The 19,795-nt window shown below is 36.7% G+C and carries 15 protein-coding genes; 8 read left to right on the top strand and 7 right to left on the bottom strand.

The features are described from left to right. Positions 1-344: 344 nt before the first annotated feature. The 3 genes from VIO64_RS08705 to VIO64_RS08695 are packed head-to-tail and all read left to right on the top strand — an operon-like array spanning position 345 to position 4,369. Positions 345-2,813: a beta-mannosidase gene (locus VIO64_RS08705; RefSeq protein WP_331917200.1), complete on the top strand. Its 2,469-nt coding sequence runs from the start codon at positions 345-347 to the stop codon at positions 2,811-2,813. A gap of 28 nt (positions 2,814-2,841) precedes the next feature. Then, positions 2,842-3,387, top strand: a complete 546-nt coding sequence (locus VIO64_RS08700; RefSeq protein WP_331917198.1) for a D-lyxose/D-mannose family sugar isomerase — start codon at positions 2,842-2,844, stop codon at positions 3,385-3,387. Positions 3,388-3,400: 13 nt separating this feature from the next. Continuing rightward, positions 3,401-4,369: a carbohydrate kinase gene (locus tag VIO64_RS08695; protein ID WP_331917196.1), complete on the top strand. Its 969-nt coding sequence runs from the start codon at positions 3,401-3,403 to the stop codon at positions 4,367-4,369. A gap of 329 nt (positions 4,370-4,698) precedes the next feature. On the opposite strand, the gene VIO64_RS08690 is transcribed toward VIO64_RS08695, so the two are convergent. Continuing rightward, positions 4,699-5,709 carry a LacI family DNA-binding transcriptional regulator gene (locus tag VIO64_RS08690; protein WP_331917194.1) on the bottom strand — a complete coding sequence of 337 codons (1,011 nt, stop codon included), beginning with the start codon at positions 5,707-5,709 and terminating at the stop codon, positions 4,699-4,701. A 177-nt stretch (positions 5,710-5,886) separates the two neighbouring features. Then, on the bottom strand, positions 5,887-6,621 hold the full coding sequence (locus tag VIO64_RS08685; protein WP_331917192.1) for a Crp/Fnr family transcriptional regulator: 735 nt from the start codon (positions 6,619-6,621) through the stop codon (positions 5,887-5,889). A 189-nt stretch (positions 6,622-6,810) separates the two neighbouring features. Between VIO64_RS08685 and VIO64_RS08680 the strand changes: the two genes are divergently transcribed. The 3 genes from VIO64_RS08680 to VIO64_RS08670 all read left to right on the top strand — a co-directional run bounded on the left by VIO64_RS08680 (position 6,811) and on the right by VIO64_RS08670 (position 10,034). Further along, entirely contained in the window at positions 6,811-7,536 is a 726-nt protein-coding gene (locus VIO64_RS08680; protein WP_331917190.1) for an ATP-binding protein, read from the top strand. A 66-nt stretch (positions 7,537-7,602) separates the two neighbouring features. Next, positions 7,603-9,168 carry a hydroxylamine reductase gene (gene hcp / locus VIO64_RS08675; protein WP_331917188.1) on the top strand — a complete coding sequence of 522 codons (1,566 nt, stop codon included), beginning with the start codon at positions 7,603-7,605 and terminating at the stop codon, positions 9,166-9,168. 227 nt (positions 9,169-9,395) lie between these two features. Beyond that, a complete protein-coding gene (locus tag VIO64_RS08670) occupies positions 9,396-10,034 on the top strand; it encodes a nitroreductase family protein (RefSeq protein WP_331917186.1) in 639 nt (212 codons plus the stop codon). Positions 10,035-10,353: 319 nt separating this feature from the next. Here VIO64_RS08670 and VIO64_RS08665 read toward each other — a convergent pair whose 3' ends face one another. Together VIO64_RS08665 and VIO64_RS08660 are read right to left on the bottom strand one after the other, a co-directional pair. Next, entirely contained in the window at positions 10,354-10,839 is a 486-nt protein-coding gene (locus VIO64_RS08665) for a hypothetical protein (protein ID WP_331917184.1), read from the bottom strand. A 351-nt stretch (positions 10,840-11,190) separates the two neighbouring features. Then, entirely contained in the window at positions 11,191-12,009 is an 819-nt protein-coding gene (locus VIO64_RS08660; RefSeq protein ID WP_331917182.1) for an ion transporter, read from the bottom strand. A gap of 212 nt (positions 12,010-12,221) precedes the next feature. Between VIO64_RS08660 and VIO64_RS08655 the strand changes: the two genes are divergently transcribed. After that, positions 12,222-13,217: a TIGR04222 domain-containing membrane protein gene (locus VIO64_RS08655; RefSeq protein WP_331917180.1), complete on the top strand. Its 996-nt coding sequence runs from the start codon at positions 12,222-12,224 to the stop codon at positions 13,215-13,217. Next, on the top strand, positions 13,102-14,241 hold the full coding sequence (locus VIO64_RS08650; RefSeq protein WP_331917178.1) for a radical SAM/SPASM domain-containing protein: 1,140 nt from the start codon (positions 13,102-13,104) through the stop codon (positions 14,239-14,241). Before VIO64_RS08655 ends, VIO64_RS08650 begins: the two co-directional genes overlap by 116 nt. Here VIO64_RS08650 and VIO64_RS08645 read toward each other — a convergent pair. The 3 genes from VIO64_RS08645 to VIO64_RS08635 are packed head-to-tail and all read right to left on the bottom strand — an operon-like array spanning position 14,231 to position 19,234. Further along, a complete protein-coding gene (locus VIO64_RS08645) occupies positions 14,231-15,058 on the bottom strand; it encodes a metallophosphoesterase (protein WP_331917176.1) in 828 nt (275 codons plus the stop codon). The two genes, VIO64_RS08650 and VIO64_RS08645, sit on opposite strands and share 11 nt — an antisense overlap. A 6-nt stretch (positions 15,059-15,064) precedes the next feature. Next, positions 15,065-17,344 carry a YcdB/YcdC domain-containing protein gene (locus VIO64_RS08640; RefSeq protein WP_331917174.1) on the bottom strand — a complete coding sequence of 760 codons (2,280 nt, stop codon included), beginning with the start codon at positions 17,342-17,344 and terminating at the stop codon, positions 15,065-15,067. Positions 17,345-17,374: 30 nt separating this feature from the next. Next, positions 17,375-19,234, bottom strand: a complete 1,860-nt coding sequence (locus VIO64_RS08635) for a stalk domain-containing protein (RefSeq protein WP_331917172.1) — start codon at positions 19,232-19,234, stop codon at positions 17,375-17,377. Positions 19,235-19,795 lie beyond the last annotated feature (561 nt).

Below are 19,795 nucleotides of genomic sequence, written 5' to 3'. Positions count from 1 at the left end.
TATTAAAAGTGTTAATAATCTTACATTTATCACTTTTAATATAATAATATTAGGTGTCTTTTTATAAATCAACTGTTTTAAATGTGCTGGAATATTAAGATTAATTACTTTTAATGAAACTATGCTAAAATAGTACAAATTTTTGTGAAACCAATACAAGAACAAATCCTAAAAAATCGGTATAATTCTGTTAGGTTGACGGTTAGGTTATAAAATATTGATCGAATTTTATTTAATGATGGATAAGTATATAAACTTCAAGTATAATTTTATTATTGCTAGTTGTTTATAGTGAGTATTTCTAGATTTTTTGGAGCAGCATAATATTTGAAGGAGCATAATAAATGAAACTGATGGATTTGAACGGAAAGTGGATGATGAGAAGGGTTGGTGAACTCCAGTGGATAGAAGCACAAGTTCCCGGATCGGTTTATAACGACCTTTTATCTGCAGGTAAGATTGAAGATCCATATTACCGAGAAAATGAAGAGAGTGTATATAAGCTTTCATGCTTTGACTATGAATACAGCAGGGAATTTACTGTTACAAAGAGCATCCTTGAGCATGATTTTCTCAAATTGAAGTGTGAGGGACTTGACACTATTGCTGAAATATCGGTAAATGGAAAAAAGATTGCAGAGACTGAAAATATGCATAGAAGTTATGAATTTGATGTGAAGGGTATATTGACTGAGGGAGTAAATATCGTACGTGTTCTTTTTAAGTCTCCTGTTAATTATCTTGAAGAGAGAAAAAAGATAAAGCCTATATGGTCAAATTTCTCCGATACTTCATTTTCATACCTTAGAAAAGCTCATTACATGTTTGGATGGGATTGGGGGCCTACGCTTCCGGATATGGGAATATGGAGAAGTATATACATAGAAGGCTTTAACAAACAGCGTATCGAAGAGGTTTACATAACACAAAAGCATCAGGCTGGAAGTGTTGCTTTGGACATATTTGTAAAGCTCGATAAGAACGATGGAATGGATTATGACATAAGCATTACTGTCAGCTCACCTAAAGGGGATAAATTTGAAAAAAGTATAACCATGTATAGAATAGAAGAGCATGTGATTATGGAAATTACCGAGCCCATGCTTTGGTGGCCTAATGGTTATGGGGAGCAAAATTTGTACAATGTTGATGTAGCACTTTCTAAAAAAGAAGCCGGGCTTGATTATAAATCTTTAAGGGTCGGTCTTAGGCAAATGTCAATAAATCAGAAGGATGATGAATGGGGAAGATCCTTTGCATATGAAATAAACGGCATTGAAATTTTTGCAATGGGAGCAAATATGGTTCCTATGGATAACCTGCTGGCAAGATGCACAAGGGATAGGACTGAAAAACTCATAAAAAGCTGCGTGGAAGCCAATTTTAACAGTATAAGAGTTTGGGGCGGAGCGTACTACCCTGATGATTATTTTTTTGATCTCTGCGATGAGTATGGTTTGATTGTCTGGCAGGACTTGATGTTTGCCTGCGGTGTATATGACTTCTTTGGCAAATTCAAAGAGGAAGTAATTGCAGAGGCGGTCTGCAATATGAAGAGGATAAGACACCATGCTTCCTTGGGGCTTTGGTGCGGAAACAATGAGATGGAGCAGGGATGGTCGGAATGGGATATGAATGAGTCGGAAGAACGCAGGCGGTATTATATAGAGCAGTTTGAGGTTGTTCTTCCCCAGGTTGCTAGGGAAACTGATCCTAATACCTTCTACTGGCTTGCTTCCCCATCATCCTTTGGCGGTTTTGATAGGCCAAACGACCAAAACTATGGTGATATGCATGACTGGACAGTATGGCATTTTCGTGAGCCCTTTACAGAGTACAGAAAACGCTATCCGAGATTTATGTCGGAGTTTGGTCTTCAGTCATTTCCGTGCAAAAAGACCATTGAGTCCTTTACATTGCCGAAGGACAGAAATATATTTTCATATGTCATGGAAAAACACCAAAAAAGCGGAACCGGCAACGAAAAGATAATGTATTACATGTCCCAGTATTTCAGGTATCCTGACAGCTTTGATTCGCTTTTATATATATCTCAGCTGGTTCAAGCGGAAGGCATAAGATATGGTGTTGAGCATTGGAGACGTAACAGGGGAAGGTGTATGGGGGCCATATACTGGCAGTTGAATGACTGCTGGCCTGTAGCATCATGGGCAAGCATAGACAGTTTCGGAAGGTGGAAGGCATTGCATTATGTGGCAAAAAGATTTTATTCTCCTGTATTGGCTTCAGCTTGCGAGGAGGGCACCAGTGTGTCTCTGCATGTAACCAACGATAAATTAAAAGTGGTTAACGGGGTTATGCGGTGGAGACTTATAGATGCGGTGACAGAAAATGTAATTATGCAAAATGAAAGGGAAGAGGCTATAGAGCCTTTGACAGCTGCTCAAATTGAGAAGCTTGACTTTTCAAAGATACTAGACACCGACGAAAAACGGAGAAATTCTTATCTTGAGTTCGTACTTACTGAGGGAGATCTTACATTAAGCTCAGGTATTGTACTATTTGTACCTGCGAAGCATTTCGAATTTAAAGCCCCTGAGCTTGGAATAAGCATAAAGGAAAGAACAGACAGGTTTGTTATCTGCGTGACATCAAAGAGACTTGCAAAATACATAGAACTGGACCTTAAGATAACAGACGGCATATTTAGTGATAACTACTTTGATATGTCAGGTGGAGAGACCAGAGAAGTATACTTAAAAAAAGACTCCCTTACAAGAAACATTTCCCTTCAGGAACTTAGGATGGAGCTTATTGTACGCAGTCTGTATGACAGTTATGAAAAAGCATAGAGAATAAAACTACAAGGAGGCTTGATTTATGCTGACTAAAGAGGTGTATTCCAAAACTTGTGAAAGAGCTGTTGAGTATTTAAATAAAGCAGGTATTGTAATCACCCAAAAAGAAAAGAATGAAATGGAAGTTGCGGAGTATGGACTTGGAGATGTTGAAAATATAGGTCTTGAGCTCATTGTATATGTAAATACAGACAGATGCTGTGCAAAAGAGCTTATTTTATTTCCGGGCCAGACCTGCCCTGAGCACAGACATCCTCCTGTGTTGGGTGAGCCAGGCAAGGAAGAAACCTTCAGATGCAGGTATGGAAGGGTTTATTTATATGTACCGGGTGAGCCTGCAAAGAATCCAAAAGCAAAACCTCCGAGGGGAAGCGAAGTGTACTTTACTGTATGGCACGAAATTGAGCTTAGTGCTGGAGAACAATACACATTAGCTCCAGATACCCTACATTGGTTTCAGGCAGGAGCTGAAGGTGCTGTAATATCCGAGTTTTCAACCAAGAGCAGGGACGAATACGATATATATACCGACCCTAGAATTAATCCTGCTCAAAACAGAAAAGTGTGAGAGGTAGACAGTCATGTTTGATGTAACTGCAATCGGTGAGTTGTTAATCGATTTTACTCCCGCAGGTCTATCTGAGCAAGGTAATGCCTGCTTTGAAAGAAACCCAGGTGGAGCACCTGCCAATGTATTAGCCTGCATATCAAGGCTTGGCGGGAGGACTGCTTTTATGGGCAAGGTGGGAAAGGATATATTTGGAGAATATCTTAAAGAAACATTGATAAGATACAATATTGATGTTTCAGGGCTTATGCTTGCAAGTGAAGCAAATACCACCCTTGCATTTGTCCAGCTTAATGAAGTCGGTGACAGGTCATTTAGCTTCTATAGAAAGCCTGGAGCGGATACAATGTTAAAAAGCAGCGAGCTAGACTATGGGATTATCGGAGATTCAAAGATATTTCATTTCGGCTCCCTTTCTTTGACTGACGAGCCTGCTAGAAGTGCAACAGTTGCAGCACTGGATTATGCTAAAGAAAAGGGACTTATCATATCCTATGATCCAAACCTGAGGCCTGCACTTTGGAATAACCTTAAACATGCTCTAGAGGAGATACGTTTTGGGCTTAAGTATTGCAATATACTTAAGATATCTGAGGAGGAGCTGGAGTTTATTACAGGTATGGCGGACCTCCATACAGGAAGCCTTAAGATCTATGAGGACTATGGTATTGATGTTATATTGGTAACAATGGGAGGGGAAGGCTGTTTTTACAGACTAAAGGATAAAAACGGCAAGGTTCCTACTTTTACCAGATGTAAGACCGTAGATACAACAGGTGCAGGGGATGCTTTCCTAGGAGGCTTTCTCTATTCACTTATAAAGCAATATGATGCCAAAATCCAAAGCATTAATACAGATGAAATTGAAAGGATTTTATTGTTTTCAAATGCTGTAGCTTCCTTAAGCACAACAAAAAAAGGTGCAATACCTTCAATGCCTCAGCTCCATGAGGTTAATGCACTGGTGTCCGATATACCGTAGGCTAGGATAAATGCTCCTAAGGTTAATGATAAAATCTTTTTGTTATTCATTTTGATTCCCCTTATATTTTGATTTATTTATTAGGTTAACGATTAGTTAATGAAATTATACAACCTGAAACTTTACATGTCAATATATTGGGAAAATTGTTATTTGTCACATTATTGGGCTATATATACAAGATAAGAGGGAGATATTACCTGGGCATTAACAAAATCATAAAATGATTTTGCAGCATTGGTCTTTCATAGACATTAAAAACCGCTGAAATCGGTAAATGACTTCAGCGGAAATAATTTGATCTGCATTTGATGGCTTTTTATTTAGTTTTACATTTGGAGTATGTTTTTGACTGATTGCCTGTAGACAATTCTGCCCTTCACCATAATCCTTCCGTACTTCTTGCTTTCGCTGGCAATCTTGCCAAGTATGATTTTAATGGCTGTTTTGGACATCTCCTCCACATCTACTTCAACAGTGGTAAGCTGCGGCTCGGAAATAGTAGAAAAAATGTCGTTGTCAAAACCTACAATCGATATATCATCCGGAACTTTTTTGCCCATTTCTTTTAATTTATTAATGAGATTCCGAGCTACTTCATCGCAGTTGCATACAAATGCTGTTGGCAATTCCTGAGGAACTTTGATCTCAATATACCTTCCATGGTCGTCGCGGTCACTTATTACATGTTTATCGTTAAGTTTGTAACCATGTTCTAAAAGCGATTTGTAATAGCCGAGAAAACGGTCCTGTATACTGCTGGTAGCATATATATTGCCAAGGAAGCCTATGTTTCTGTGCCCGTTTTTAATAAGATAATTAGTAAGGTCATAAGCACCATAAAAATTGTCTACAGCTATTGAGTCGATTTTTGAATTTTCATCGTAAAAGTCAAGAAATACTATTGGAATATCAATGTTTTGCAACGCTTCAATATAACGCTTGTTAACCTGCCCGAGTATTATAAGGCCATCAACTTTACGCTCATAATAAAGCTTTGGCAGCAACAGGTTTTCTTCATCCTGCTGGCTTAGTATTTGCAGTATTCCGCAATAACTGTGTTTTTCAAGCTGAACGGAAATGTGCTTGAAGAAATTTAAATAAAAGGATTGATCCCCCATGAAGTGTTCTGCAACAATAACACCCATATTATAAGAGCACCCGTCCCGCATGGACTTTGCAAGCATATTGTACCTGTAGCCCATCTCATCGGCCAATTTTTTTATTTTATCTTTGAGCTCAATACTGACGCCGTCTTTATCGTTTAAAGCCTTTGAAACAGTAACCGTACTTATCCCAAGCTTAACGGCGATATCCTTCATAGTTATGTTTTTCTCCATACTATACCGCTTTCTGATTAAATTCAATATAAAGGATGTAAAGTATCATCCCTTGTATACTGCAATAAACAAGATTAACGTTAACTTTGTGTTAATTGTACATTTATTTTTATATTATGTCAATACGCATATAACAGAGTTGATATAGTTAACTAAATGCATAAATCTATTAGTTTATTAGAGAAAAGCCTTTAGTGCCTCAATATTTTTTATTTTAATTGAAGACAAATGAAAATCAATAATATCTTCATCTCTCATTAGACACATTTCTCTTGACATTGAAGGACGGGAAACATTTAAAAAGTCTGCAAGCTCGTTTCGTTTCATAGACAGCATAAAAGTTGTACTGCCTGTCTTTTTACTTTCCTCCAGAAAAAACTTGCTGAGCTTGCCCCTTATGCTTTTTATAGAGAGGTATTCCAGCTTTTTATTTAACATTAGGGCTCTTTCCGATATTATAACAAGCATGTTTTGTATGAGTATTCTGTGCCAGGAGCACAGCTTTTCACATTCGCCGATAATTTTTTCCCTTTGAAGAAAAAACACGGTGCAGGGTTCCTGTGCCTGAACATTGGCCGGCCATGCCGAGGTTTTAGAAAAAACAAGCATCTCACCAAACATATCTCCAGATTTTAAGATTGCCATCATTACCCGATTTCCGGCAGCATTTTCCATACTTATAGAGGCTTCACCCTCTGCAATAATACCCAAACTATCGAATTTCTCACCGGCTAATGCTATGTAGTCATTTTTTCTATAGCTGATAACTCTAGGGGTTATACATCTAAGCATTGTAATAAGCTCATCTTCATCAATCCCTTTAAACAAAGGGGTTTTTTTCAAGGAGTTTAAGTACTTTTCCATAATTGCAATCACATTCTTTCTAAAATTAAATTTGCATTTTATTATCATCTTATATTTTTGTATCCTGAGATACCGATTATTATTTTCCATTATATTATAATCACAATGTAAACACAACTTAAGTCGCATTAAAACTCCAGGGTTAAGAATTAAAAAAGTGTATACTTTAAAGAAAAAATCAAAACTTTTGTTAATAAAGAATGAATATGTGATATAAATTGAAAGGAGCAAATTAATATGAAAAGAAAAATAATTTCAATTAATGAAGATAAATGCAACGGCTGCGGTCTTTGTATAAACGCTTGTCATGAGGGGGCTCTCCAGTTGATCGACGGTAAAGCAAAGCTTATAACAGATTCATATTGTGATGGTTTGGGAGCTTGCCTTCCGGATTGTCCTACAGGGGCTATGGAGATAATTGAAAGAGAAGCTGCCGAATTTGATGAGGAATTGGTTAAAGCACGCATGGAAGAGATGAGTGCAGCACAGAAGAAAGCAGAGGCAAAGCCTTTAGCTTGCGGATGTCCGGGAATGCATGCCAAAACCATAGAAAAGAAGGCACAGCCTGTACAGGAAAGGGTGGAAGGACCATTAGAGTCACAGCTCAGGCAGTGGCCATGTCAGATTAAGCTGGTTCCTGTAAATGCACCCTACTTTAATAACGCACACCTTCTTGTGGCTGCTGACTGTACAGCATATGCATATGCAAATATACATCAGGAGTTTATGAAGAACAAAATTACTATTATTGGGTGTCCTAAACTTGACGATATTGATTATGCTGAAAAATTGGGAGAAATTATCAAGAGGAATGAGATTAAAAGTGTAACAGTTTTAAGAATGGAAGTTCCTTGCTGCGGCGGGATTGTAGCAGCAGTTAAGAAAGCACTTATAGAAAGCGGTAAAATGGTTCCATGGAGTGTTCATACTATCGCAACTGATGGTGTTGTAATAGACGATTAAATAGGTATGTATAACATTGTATGTTATTAATATATAAGCTAAATAGACTAAAGGGAGGAAGTTTTTATGTCAAACATGTTTTGTTTTCAATGCGAGCAGACAGCAGGGGGTAAAGGTTGCACAAGTATAGGTGTATGTGGTAAGAAGCCGGAAGTATCCAACAAGCAGGATGAGCTTACCGGAGCGTTAATAGGTCTCGCAAGAGCAACTAATGGGAAATCAGGCGGTAAGAATGCCGATGAACTTGTTATGCAGGGACTGTTTTCTACCGTAACTAATGTTAATTTTGATGCTGATAGAGTTGATGAGCTTATAGAATTGGTACAGAAAGAAAAGAGCAAGCATGGCACAGCAGAAGATTTTGCTGCAACTTCCTTATGGGCTGGAGATATCGATATTGTATCTCTTCGTTCAACACTTCTTCTAGGCATGCGTGGTATGGCAGCATATGCATGGCATGCATATGTACTGGGCAAAGAGGATAAGGAAGTTACAGAATGGTTTTATAAAGGGTTGAAAGCTATAGGGGAAGACCATACTGTTGAAGAATGGTTAGGGCTCTTGATGGAGTTCGGCAATATCAACCTAAAATGTATGGCAATTCTTGATGATGCAAATACATCAGCATACGGTCACCCTGTACCGGTAAAGGTAACAACTAACGTTGAAAAAGGTCCTTTTATAGTGGTGTCAGGCCATGATCTTCTAGATATTAAACATCTTTTAGAGCAGACAGAAGGGAAGGGAGTAAGCATTTATACTCATGGTGAAATGCTTCCTGCCCATGGATACCCAGAACTTAAAAAGTATGCACACTTAAAGGGAAACTTTGGTACTGCATGGCAGAACCAACAGAAAGAGTTTGATGGTATACCTGCACCCATATTGTTTACAACAAACTGCTTAATGACTCCAAGAGCAAGCTATTCCGACAGAGTTTATACAACTTCTGTGGTAGGGTTCCCAGAATTAAAGCATATTCCTGACGGACCGTCAGGTGTTAAGGATTTCTCACAGGTAATAAATCAAGCACTTGAGCTTGGAGGATGGAGTGAAGATAAGCAGTTTACAGGAATTAACGGCGGTTCAACCCTTATGACAGGATTTGCAAGGAACACTGTTCTTGGTGTCGCGGATAAGGTTATAGATGCAGTAAAGGCAGGAGCAATCAAGCACTTCTTCCTTGTAGGGGGATGCGACGGTGCTAAACCTGGAAGAAATTATTATACCGATTTTGTACAGCAAGCTCCAAAGGATACTGTTATATTGACACTTGCATGCGGAAAATTCAGATTTAACGATCTTGACATAGGTGAAATAGGCGGTTTACCAAGAATAATGGATATGGGACAATGTAATGACGCGTATTCAGCTATTCAAGTGGCAGTAGCTTTAGCAGGTGCATTTAATTGTTCTGTAAATGAGCTTCCGCTTACCCTTGTACTTTCATGGTACGAACAGAAGGCTGTATGTATACTTCTCACATTGCTGGCATTAGGAATAAAGAATATTTATATCGGGCCTTCACTCCCTGCATTCTTATCTTCAAATGTACTTAGTGTTCTTGTCGAAAAGTTTGACATAAAGCCGATAAGCACTCCTGAGAATGACCTTAAAGCTATATTGGGCTAATAATAAAATAATAAACTGTATTAACTGTTATAAATTTACAAACAAAAAGCAGTGAATGATCTGATAATCAGTTCATTGGCTGCTTTTTTGATGTCTGGGAAATCATGTTGACTATAATTAAATGTTTATATATAATACTGCATTAATACTAAAAAAACTGATAATTAATTAAGGCATGAAAGAAAAATTACTCATTTTTTGATCATGCCTAAACAGGAGAAGAAGCCATGGAAGATTTTTTTACTCTTGCATCATCAAGAAGAAGTATCAGAAAGTTTAAGGATATGGATGTTCCACAAGAAGATATTGAGTACTTTATAAATGCTGCTGTTAGTGCACCTAGCGGATGCAACAGCCAATGCTGGAGGTTTGTGGCCATACGGGATAAAAATGTTTTAGGGAAAATTGAAAAGGCTGTAATTTCAAAAGTGGAAAGCATACTTAAGATTAGAGAAAGTGATTTACCTAAGAATTATATGGACTCGAAAAGAAAGATGGTAAGCTTTTTTACCAAGGCTCCGGTTGTTATTGCAGTGTTTATGACAGAAGTACAATACTATGACCCTATTTTTATTACTGCACTTAAGGAAAATGGATATAACGATGAAAGTATTATGAAGTTGTTTGCAAATTATGATCTATTATCTATAGGGGCTGCAGTACAAAATCTGCTGCTTGCAGTGCATGAAAAGGGCTATGGAGCATGTTGGATGAATGAACCTGCTATTTGCGGAGGGGAAATTAATGAAATATTGGGAGTGCCTGAGAAGGATAAGTTCATTAGCCTGATACCTATAGGCGTTCCTTCATATAATCCCAGAAGTAAAGAAATGAAGAATATTGATGAGGTGTTTTTCACTGTATAGTAGGGCGGAAAAAATCATTTTAGACTATATTAAAAGTGATATTAGCCTTACATTTTCCAGTGAACAGCTGATGGAGATTTGAAGAAGGCAAAAGGTAGGGATTAATCACTTTTAATATAGACATAACACTTCTTATTCAGTTTTTACTTTTGAAAGCATGTACATGGATACGACCCGATTAAAATAAGTTAATCTTTTACATTTGTCTTATGCAAAATACCTCTTCGAAGCTTTCGTCGTTTGCTTTGCCAAGTGCAAGACTAATAATTTTAACATGGATGTCACAAAGGATGTAGGAGATACAAAATATTAGAGAATATTATTTTAATAATGGCAGGATATTTTTTTCATAAAAATCGAATGGTATATACTTTTTGCCTAGATAGACCAAATACTTTGTAGTTGCATTAACGCCGTTTTTGCTAAATACAATAGAGCCGCTGGCTTCATCGACTTTGGCTGTTACATTTGCTGTACCAAGAGATCTTTCTAAGTCATTATAAAGAATATATTTTGTTTTATCAATAAAATATTCTCTCAAAGGTCCATCTGATTCGGGTTCATCACTTCCAATATAAATTGTTTTGTTTTCAAACTTTATTGGAGCATTGAATAATGCTGAAGCATCTCTTAGATTTAAATATGTACTGCCGTTAATGTTTTTTGCTGCCAGTTTTACCGATTGGCCATCCTTTACTATCGGAAACTTGTTGTCAGTTACTTTTATTGCAGTTGCGGCAACCAGCATTAGGGACATACTTCCTAAGATAAAACCTAAAACCATACCTAACATTATTTTTTTCATAAAATACCTCCTAATAATTTTAGTATAGTCGTAACGAAACTATATTAAAATCAACAATTCCTTGGCATTTGGCAGAGAAAATAACGAAAGCTTCAACTTGTTTAAAATCAACATTAACTTCATTTGGCATGGAAAAGTTCAAAGCTCTTGCAGTATTTCAGGGTGAACAAATGAAGAGAAAATTGATCCTAAAACGTATTTTGCGATAGACAAATGAGAGGATTAATTGATTCTAATATGTATATATATATTATACTAAAAAAAATAGAAATTTTAAATCCTTAATATATGAAAAGTAGCATAAATTTTTCATTTATTGCTTTTTTATAAGATCGGACCATGAACAATACTTTATTGATCCAGTTTTTTGCCGCAGTGAGGACAGTATGAATATTCCTCTTTATTCTCCGATACATCTTCTTCTTTGCTTGAATTCCTGAATTCATCTATAAATCCTGAGCTTATTATACCTGTGGGAAGTGCTATAAAGCCTATACCCACTAACGAAATCAGAGCACTTAATAACTTGCCTACACTGGTTATGGGGTATACATCACCATATCCTATTGTTGTCAAAGTAGCTATTGACCACCAGAATGCAGACAATATATTGGGAAATTTATCGGGCTGAGCGTCATGTTCAATTTCATACATCAGTGTTGATGATATTATTAAAAACAGAAAAACAATGAAAAGGGTAACAAACAACTCGTACTTTTTTTTACGGATCACAGTCTTTAATAACTTAATAGATTCAAGATGCCTGGTGAGCTTCATAAGCCTTAGAAGTCTCATGAGTCGAAGGACTCTTATAATTCTTGTATCGACACCAAGGAAAAGTGTGGAAATGTAAAAGGGCAGTATTGAAAATAAGTCTATTAGTCCTATTGGAGACAAAACAAATCTTATTATCGAGATGAATTTGTTTTTTGAAGGATACATTATATCAGATGTCCAAATTCTAAGCAGATATTCGATAGTAAAAATAATTATTGAAGCTGTTTCAAATATTTGAAAATATATTGTTGGGCCTATAAGTAATTCCAAAATAACGGCAATTGCATTTAAAATGATCAAAGTTACAATAAAACCTTCAACTATTGTATGCAGCAGGTCGTCCTTTATGTCATCCTCGATAGCTCCCAAAACAGTGTGTTTTAGTTGTTTCATATATTTTGCCCCTTACCTTTTTTAAAATACAAGCAAATAATTTTATTTAAATTTTATTTATTATTATAACATTAATTTTATAATTAGTGTTAATAAGGAATACAATGTTTCAGGGTAAGATATTGGCAGTTATATATATAAATACCATATTAACAATCTGAGTTAATAATGGTAGAATTATATTATTAAATAGCAATGGGGGAAAACAATTTATGATTGATTTAATAAGGAGTATTAATGGACCTGACTTTTTGGTTATTTATTTCATATATTCTCTAGTCATTATATTTCTATTGAAAATCTTAAGCAATAGCTTAAACACCACCAGAAGACATGCATTGAATCCTGATTTGGACAGCTATACAATAGCGGTACTTAAGTCAAAAGGCTCTATTCATACTCTGGCACAAACTATTATTTTCAAGCTCTATGCTGAAAAGTACCTGGAAATGGAGGCATCTAAAAAGGGCACAACCTTTCGGGTATCAGGTAATGACATAGGTTCATTAAATTGGATTGAGAAGACTGTTGCTGAGTTTTTTCACGCTCCTAAAACTTACTTATCCTTATTAAGAAATAAGAAAGTGGCTAAGGATCTAAAATTGTTTGTAGAAAATTCTAAAACCCATCTTACTGAAATAGGCTTTGTTAAGGGTAAAGAACAGTTAAAAAGGGAAAGGACATTCCGGTCTGTTGCATATCTCTTGTTGATTTCATTAGGTATAACCAAGCTGACATTGGGATTAATCAATAATAAGCCAGTAGTATTCCTTGTATTGGAATTGATATTAGTATCGGTTGTGTTTTTTGTTGCGAATAGTGTATCTTCTTTAACCAAGGAAGGCAAAGAATTCTTAACCACCAAAACTACGGAATACTCATGGGTAAGAAATAGCAGCACAAACTCCGGTTTTTCATCAGGAATGAGCGATGCTGTAATGGGTGCAGCTTTGTTTGGTATTGCAAGTATGTATATATATCCAGAGTTTGGTGCGTTATCAAAGACATTCGGCATAAATTCGTCAAGCTATGCAAGCGGTACAGGATGTGCTCCAGTGTACTCTGATTGGAACAGCGGTGGCAGCGACAATAGTGGAAGCAGCAATAACAGCGGAGGTAGTGGATGCAGTAGCAGCGGATGTGGCAGCAGTGGATGTGGAAGCAGCGGATGTGGCGGCGGGGGCTGCGGCGGCTGCGGAGGGAACTGATAAGATGGGAAGCTGCTCAAATGGTAGAAGGCTAATTTTGCAGTGGCATATAACATCACGATGCAATTTAAGATGCAAACACTGCTATCAGGATAGCTATCAGAATCCTGAGATGGATCTTAACGATATGTTATGTATTATGAAACAATACATTGAGCTTCTTTCTACATTAAACAGGAAAGGCCATATCAATTTTACAGGAGGAGAGCCTTTTTTGCGGGAAGACTTTTTCCGCCTGCTCCATGAATGCAGGAAGTACTCTGATTTGGTTACTTTTGGGATATTAACCAATGGAACAATTCTTGATAGAAAAATGGTGGAAGAGCTAAAAGGGCTTCAGCCGGATTTTATACAGATAAGCATTGAAGGTGACAGGGAAATTCATGATTCCATAAGGGGCAAAGGAAATCTTGATAGGGCTTTAAAGGGCCTTGATCTCTTGACTTACTATGGAATAAAAACACTTGTATCGTTTACAGCACACAGGGGCAATTACAAAAGCTTTTCCTCTGTAGTTAATCTATGCCGCAGGCACAAAGTGTTTAAGGTATGGACTGACCGTATTGTACCTTTTGGAAATGGAGAAGACTTAAAGGAACAAGTATTAAGCCCGGAAGAGACCTGGGGGTTTTTTACAATGGTCAATAAATTGAGAAATCAAAAGGGCTTGCCATGGAAAAGAAGCACAATAGTAGAGATGAGCAGAGCCCTGCAGTTTCTTGCCGCAGGAAATACGCCATACAGGTGCGGTGCAGGTGATTCCCTAATTACAGTTTTAGAAGACGGTACTGTCTTACCATGCAGGAGACTTCCCATTGAATGTGGAAACATGAAAGAAAAGTCACTTTATGAAATCTATATGGGAAATAAGGTGTTCAAGGATCTTAGACAACCTAAAAAACCGCCTGTAGGATGTGAAAGGTGCTCGTACTTCTTCCTGTGTGACGGGGGTGCGAAATGCATTTCCTATGCGGTTAACAAAGACCCTTTTAGCCGTGATCCGGGATGCCCTATTAAGTGGTAGGTTTTAGTTTTATTGAAACTATTTCAGGCCTGTTGAATACTCTAATTGGGATAGCACTATTTCCAAGGCCTCTGCTTACAACCAGGTTAACCCCGTTTTCATTGTACCGCCCCTTATAATACCTGGGAAAGAAACCCTGACCTGGTGCATACAATCCTCCTGCAAAGGGTATTATAAACTGGCCCCCGTGGGCATGACCCGATAAAACCAGGTCAATATCACGGGAGTTATATAAGCTTGAGAAATTTTCAGGATAGTGAGAAAGTATTAATTTAAAACTTTCACTTTTCTCAAGAACCTGGATCTCTTCGTTAATAGAGTTTGAGTCAAATGAAAATTCATCCATGCCAAGGATATCTATTTGGGTATTTTTTATGCTTATGCTTTCCAAATCACATCTTAAAACCTTGATGTTGCTGGTCTTAAGCTGCTCAAAGACAACCTCGGATAGACCCGACCAATGCTCGTGGTTACCTGGTATGTAATATACAGGGCAAAATTTATTCAGTTCACTTAGAAAAGCAACGCTTCCTTGTGAATTTTTGCCGCTTCTATCGATCAAATCCCCCGTAAATGCTATAATATCAGGTGTTTGCTCTTTTACTTTACTTATAAGTAAAGTATTGTTTTTGCCGAATTCCTTACCATGCAGGTCAGAAAGATGCACTATTTTTATTTCACTTAAAATGTCTTGTGAACGTATATCAATCTCAGTAATCTGTATAAAATTATTTTGTGCATAGAAAAATATTATGCATGCAATAAATAAAGATAATAATATAACTAATTTCTTACGTTTCTTTGCGTTAAATTTCATAGGGCTTTACCTTTCGTTTTTTAGCAGATCGTATAACACATCAACAGCCTCTGCTCGTGTAACATTCTTCTTAGGGTAAAACTTGCTTCCCTTTATCAGGTTTAAGTATTTTGCAATAGCTGCATAACCTTTTAAATCAGCGGATATATCATCCTTATCTTCAAAATCACAGATAAATATTCCTTTAATGTCTGCAATGTTGCCATAACCCGCCAGATTTAAAACATATTTTATCAGCTCTTCACGGGTAACCTTTCTGTCAGGGCTTTTTTCATCAGGCTTTATAATATTCAAGTTTATAGCATACCTATACATGTTATCAAGCGTTTGTTGGCCAAAATCCAATAGCAAACTATTAGCCCCCGACTGACCCTTTAATAATAGAAGAAGGTAAACCAGCTCTTTCTGAAGTAAAGCATCATCAGGTCTGAATGTTTCTTCGTTAAATAATAACCCTGCATTTTCCATCTCAATAATCTTATCCTTTAAGGGAGATGAATCAATATCCCTGTATTGGGTATTGCCTTTCTCTATATAAGGCATACCATTATAAAGGCTAATGATTTTTCCGCTTTTTGCATCAATACAGGATGGTTTTGAAATATCAAGGGCATATACCAACTTAAGCTGCAGGACATTGTTGGTGCCTTTTTCGGGATAAGGGTTATTAAAGGGAGCTATGTATCTTAATTCAAATCCAATATCCTTATAGAATATATCGTAGGCTTTATCTAATGTAATTGTACCCTCAAGAGACGGTGTATTTATGCTTTCCCATTCCTGCCTATAGCTTTTGATATTGCCCGACACAGGATCGATTTCAATACTGACCCCGTTGTCCAAAAACTTAATTCCATTTATGACTCGTACGAAGTTTATTGTAGATGCACCCTGTTCAGCTATGTACTTATCTTTCTTATTTGCAGTACCAGTATCAATACTTGGAATGTATTCCAATTGCTTGAGATTAGTTGGTTTGTATTTTTTTAGAAAGTTTTCGGCGATTTTCAGAGCTTTATCCCTATCGGGGGGGCTTTCTTTATCGTCGCTCCTGTTATAACGATAATTGCTTTGGAAGCTTAAAAGTTCACCTGTTTTTGCTTCTATTTCAACATTTACTTGGGTAGAATACTTTTCCTTTTCCAAAATCATTTTAAATTCTTCATCAGATATATTTTTATCAATATCCGATTTGGTCAGAGTCTTTCCAAAATTCAACATAATTGTATAGCTGCCTGTAGATTTGTTTTTATAGTAGGAAAAATCCATCAGTGTGTAAGCTTTATCCAAACCTAGCTCCGTCATGCTGCGGGCATTTTTTTCGGCAGTCTCAAGGGATATTATTTGAGGAATTTCTTTTATGTCTTCAAGGTTCAGAGCAACTTTATCATTGCTTTTTAAGATGTTATTATCGATACTATTTCTATCATTTCTAGCAAATGGATTCTCGTAAATATTATCAATAGTTAATCCCCCTGTGAATGCATCAATGCATAGGGTTTCATCGGATACTTTCGGGATATATGCAATATAATTTTCATTTTTATCAGATAAATATTTTTTTCTAAAGGTTAGATTTAGACCGATATTTTTTTGGAAGAGGGTTTTAGCAGCATCAATTCCAATTATACTTTTAGCATCAGGAAATTTTAAATTATCGCTCCAGTTACAGGCAAAAGACAGTGTACTGCCTGTTTGCCCATCTATTGTTATGTTAACAGAATTGCCGTAATAAGGTATGTTTTTATAAACCCTGTTAAATGTAAAGCTGTAGTTTCCGTTATGTTCGAGCAAGTAGTTTTTTAAGCCTTTATCAAAGCTTAGCTCTGAATACAAGTCAGGCCTTATTAAAAAGGCAAACCTTTTTGCAAGCTCACCTGCCTTTTGAGCGGTAAGTTTGGGGAGTTTTCGTATTATACCTGTATACGGTGAATGTACATATTTGTTATAGTTTAGAATATTGCCGGATTTATCTACAACTGCCTGTACATACTTATATTCTCCCGAATAATTATAGCTTTGGTTGGACCATTGAAGGGACCACGTTTCCTTATCTGAGTAATTGTAATAAGAGCTTGTGAAATTTTCAAATTCTTGTGGTATTTCCAGCTTGAGCATGACAGCTTTTTTTATTTTCTCCAGATCACTCTTTTCCTTTAGCACCTTATCGGAAATGCTAATTTCTTTGGAGGTGGCTGATGGGACTTTCACAGTTTCAGCAAAGGCTGAAGAGTTTATGAAAAGAGTACTTGAAATTATTATGGCTATAAATGGCTTGTAATTCATATAGTTTCTCCTTCTTAATTAATATTTTTCCTAGTTCTTAACCGGAACAAGGCCGGATTTATCAACTATATTTTGACCTTCACTGCTTAAAAGCCACTTTAGAAGCTTCCTTGCATTGGAGTTGCCGGTTTCATCTTTTCTCAGTACTGCATAATAATTTACTATAAACGGATACTTACCTTCCTTTATAGATTGCTTGTTGGGCTCCACGTTGTCTACAGCCAAAAATTTTACATCCCTGCTTGTGTACATTTGGCTTGCATAATAGTATACAGAATAGCCAAGAGAGTTTTTAGCATTCGAGAAATCCGCAACTCTGTCAATCAGATCTCCCATACCTATGACAATATGCTCCTTGGGAGGCTCTGTGAGGGTAAGACCGTTCATTACAACGCTTTCCATTAGGGTTTGGCTTCCGGAGTTTGGCTCACGCTGATAAGGGATTATTGCTGCGTCATCTCCTCCAACTTCCTTCCAATTGGTGATTTTACCCTGGTATATGTCCCTTATTTGTTTGGAGGTCAGGGTTCTTACAGGATTATTTATATTAGTAAGAAAAACAAATCCCTCTTTGCAGATTGGAATAACATCCAATTCAATGCCGCTTTTTTTGGCAAGATCCAGTTCCTCTTTAGATGGCTTTGTGACAAAGATAATGTCTGCTTTTTTATTTATGAGATTTATATATGCATTGTGGGTTGTGTTATGGGTTATAAATCCTTTAACTCCTGTATCATCCATGCCCAGAAGCTCTTTTCCCATTTCCATTGAGAGGGGATATGTAGCTGTTGAACCGTCTATTCTTGGGAAATCGGTTTTTGTATACAATGACTCATAGAAGCCCGCAAGGTCTTCTATGAGCTTGGTGTTTTTAGAGATATCAAACTCTTTGCCGCATAATATAATAAGACCTCTTTCATCCCAGAAAACATTTTTTCCTGCTGCATTTGCAATAGCTCTCAAAGGGAGCAAAATTCTGTCGCTTATGATTTGAGCAGGGACATCTAATGGGGTAGTACTGCCATCGACAATCATGCTTTTTACACCAGGCTTAACCGTCATACTAAAATTGTCGGATTTTATAACAGCAGTTTTGGTGCTGTCATCCCAGTCAACTTTGGCTCCAAGCCCTTCGCATATATATCTCATTGGTAAAAGGGTCCTACCGTTTATAACAACGGGAGACAAACCGCTGCCTTTCTCTATTTCACCAACCGTACCTGAGTTGTAAGCTATAGGTTTGCCTACAAAAAGGACACTGCAGATTTCTTTATCAAAACCCTCCATTATACTTTCCAGCTTGGATAGCCTGAATAAAGATTGATTCTTAAGCTCATCCAATACTTTTTTCTTTATTTCCAAGATGGAGGATGTACTTTCCGTGAAGTATTTTTGAAAAAGCTTTTTTATCCCATCGTTATCTATATAATCATCACTTAAAACAAGCCATTTTCCATCGCTTTTTTTGAGTATAATTTTATGGTCGATGGACTGTGAATTTTTTACAGTAGGTGCACAGTTAAAATAAAAATCAGCATTCTCACTTAATAATAGTATTGCCTTGTCTTCTGAGGTTTCAATATTCTCATAAACTATGTTATAGCTGAATTTCTTCATCCTTAAATCATTATACTGGGATTTACGGTATTCTATGATGGTATTAAGAATATCAGCCTCATCAGGCATGCTTTCATCTTTTGCAATATCCAAATCTAGCAAGCTTTTAAAGCCTTCATCTGATGATAGGCTTGAGAGCATTTTATAGCGGTAATCAAAATATTGTGAAATGGCCAGCTTAATGGAACTTTGGGGATAGACGTTTGAAGAGTATACCGGCTGTTGGAATAGGATTGATGCTGCAAGCAAAAGAACTAAAATAAGTTTTTTCATCATTTCCTCCTGTTTTATTGATATTTAGTTTGGTTACTTTACTTTAATAATTTTATATCAATCTTGTAACAAAATTATAATATGTTTGTTGCAAAGTTGTAAATGTTGGGTAATATTGATGACGCTAACACCTAATCAATCAGATTTTTTATATGGAAAAGACCAACAAACATTTTTGTTTGCTGGCCCTTTCCATGAATCCTAAATTGTTTTGGGTAACATATCAGTAAATATATTTGGGATTGAAACACCATAAGAGGTTATTATCACTTGATTTGCATTGCAATAGAATCAACTAGATAACCCAACATTGGAATAATATGTAATACTTCCGAATAAAATCCCTCCAAAACTTTTATATAAGGATTGGATTCGTTTAATTTGAAATAGAAAGCAGATGTCCCAAAATTGACATATCTGCCATTCTGCGATATACCCGAGTTGCTGGACACACGTGAGTTAGGGTAAAATAAACCTATGGAGGGATAAGTGCGTCAAATCAAAGTAATCAACATAACAATGAATTTAAAGCAGATATTATTAGGCTGATCCGGGAAGAAA

This window comes from Pseudobacteroides sp., assembly GCF_036567765.1.
GTDB lineage: Bacteria > Bacillota > Clostridia > Acetivibrionales > DSM-2933 > Pseudobacteroides.
The sequence above is the reverse complement of the archived record's forward strand: the minus strand, read 5'-3'. Positions and strand labels throughout refer to the sequence as shown.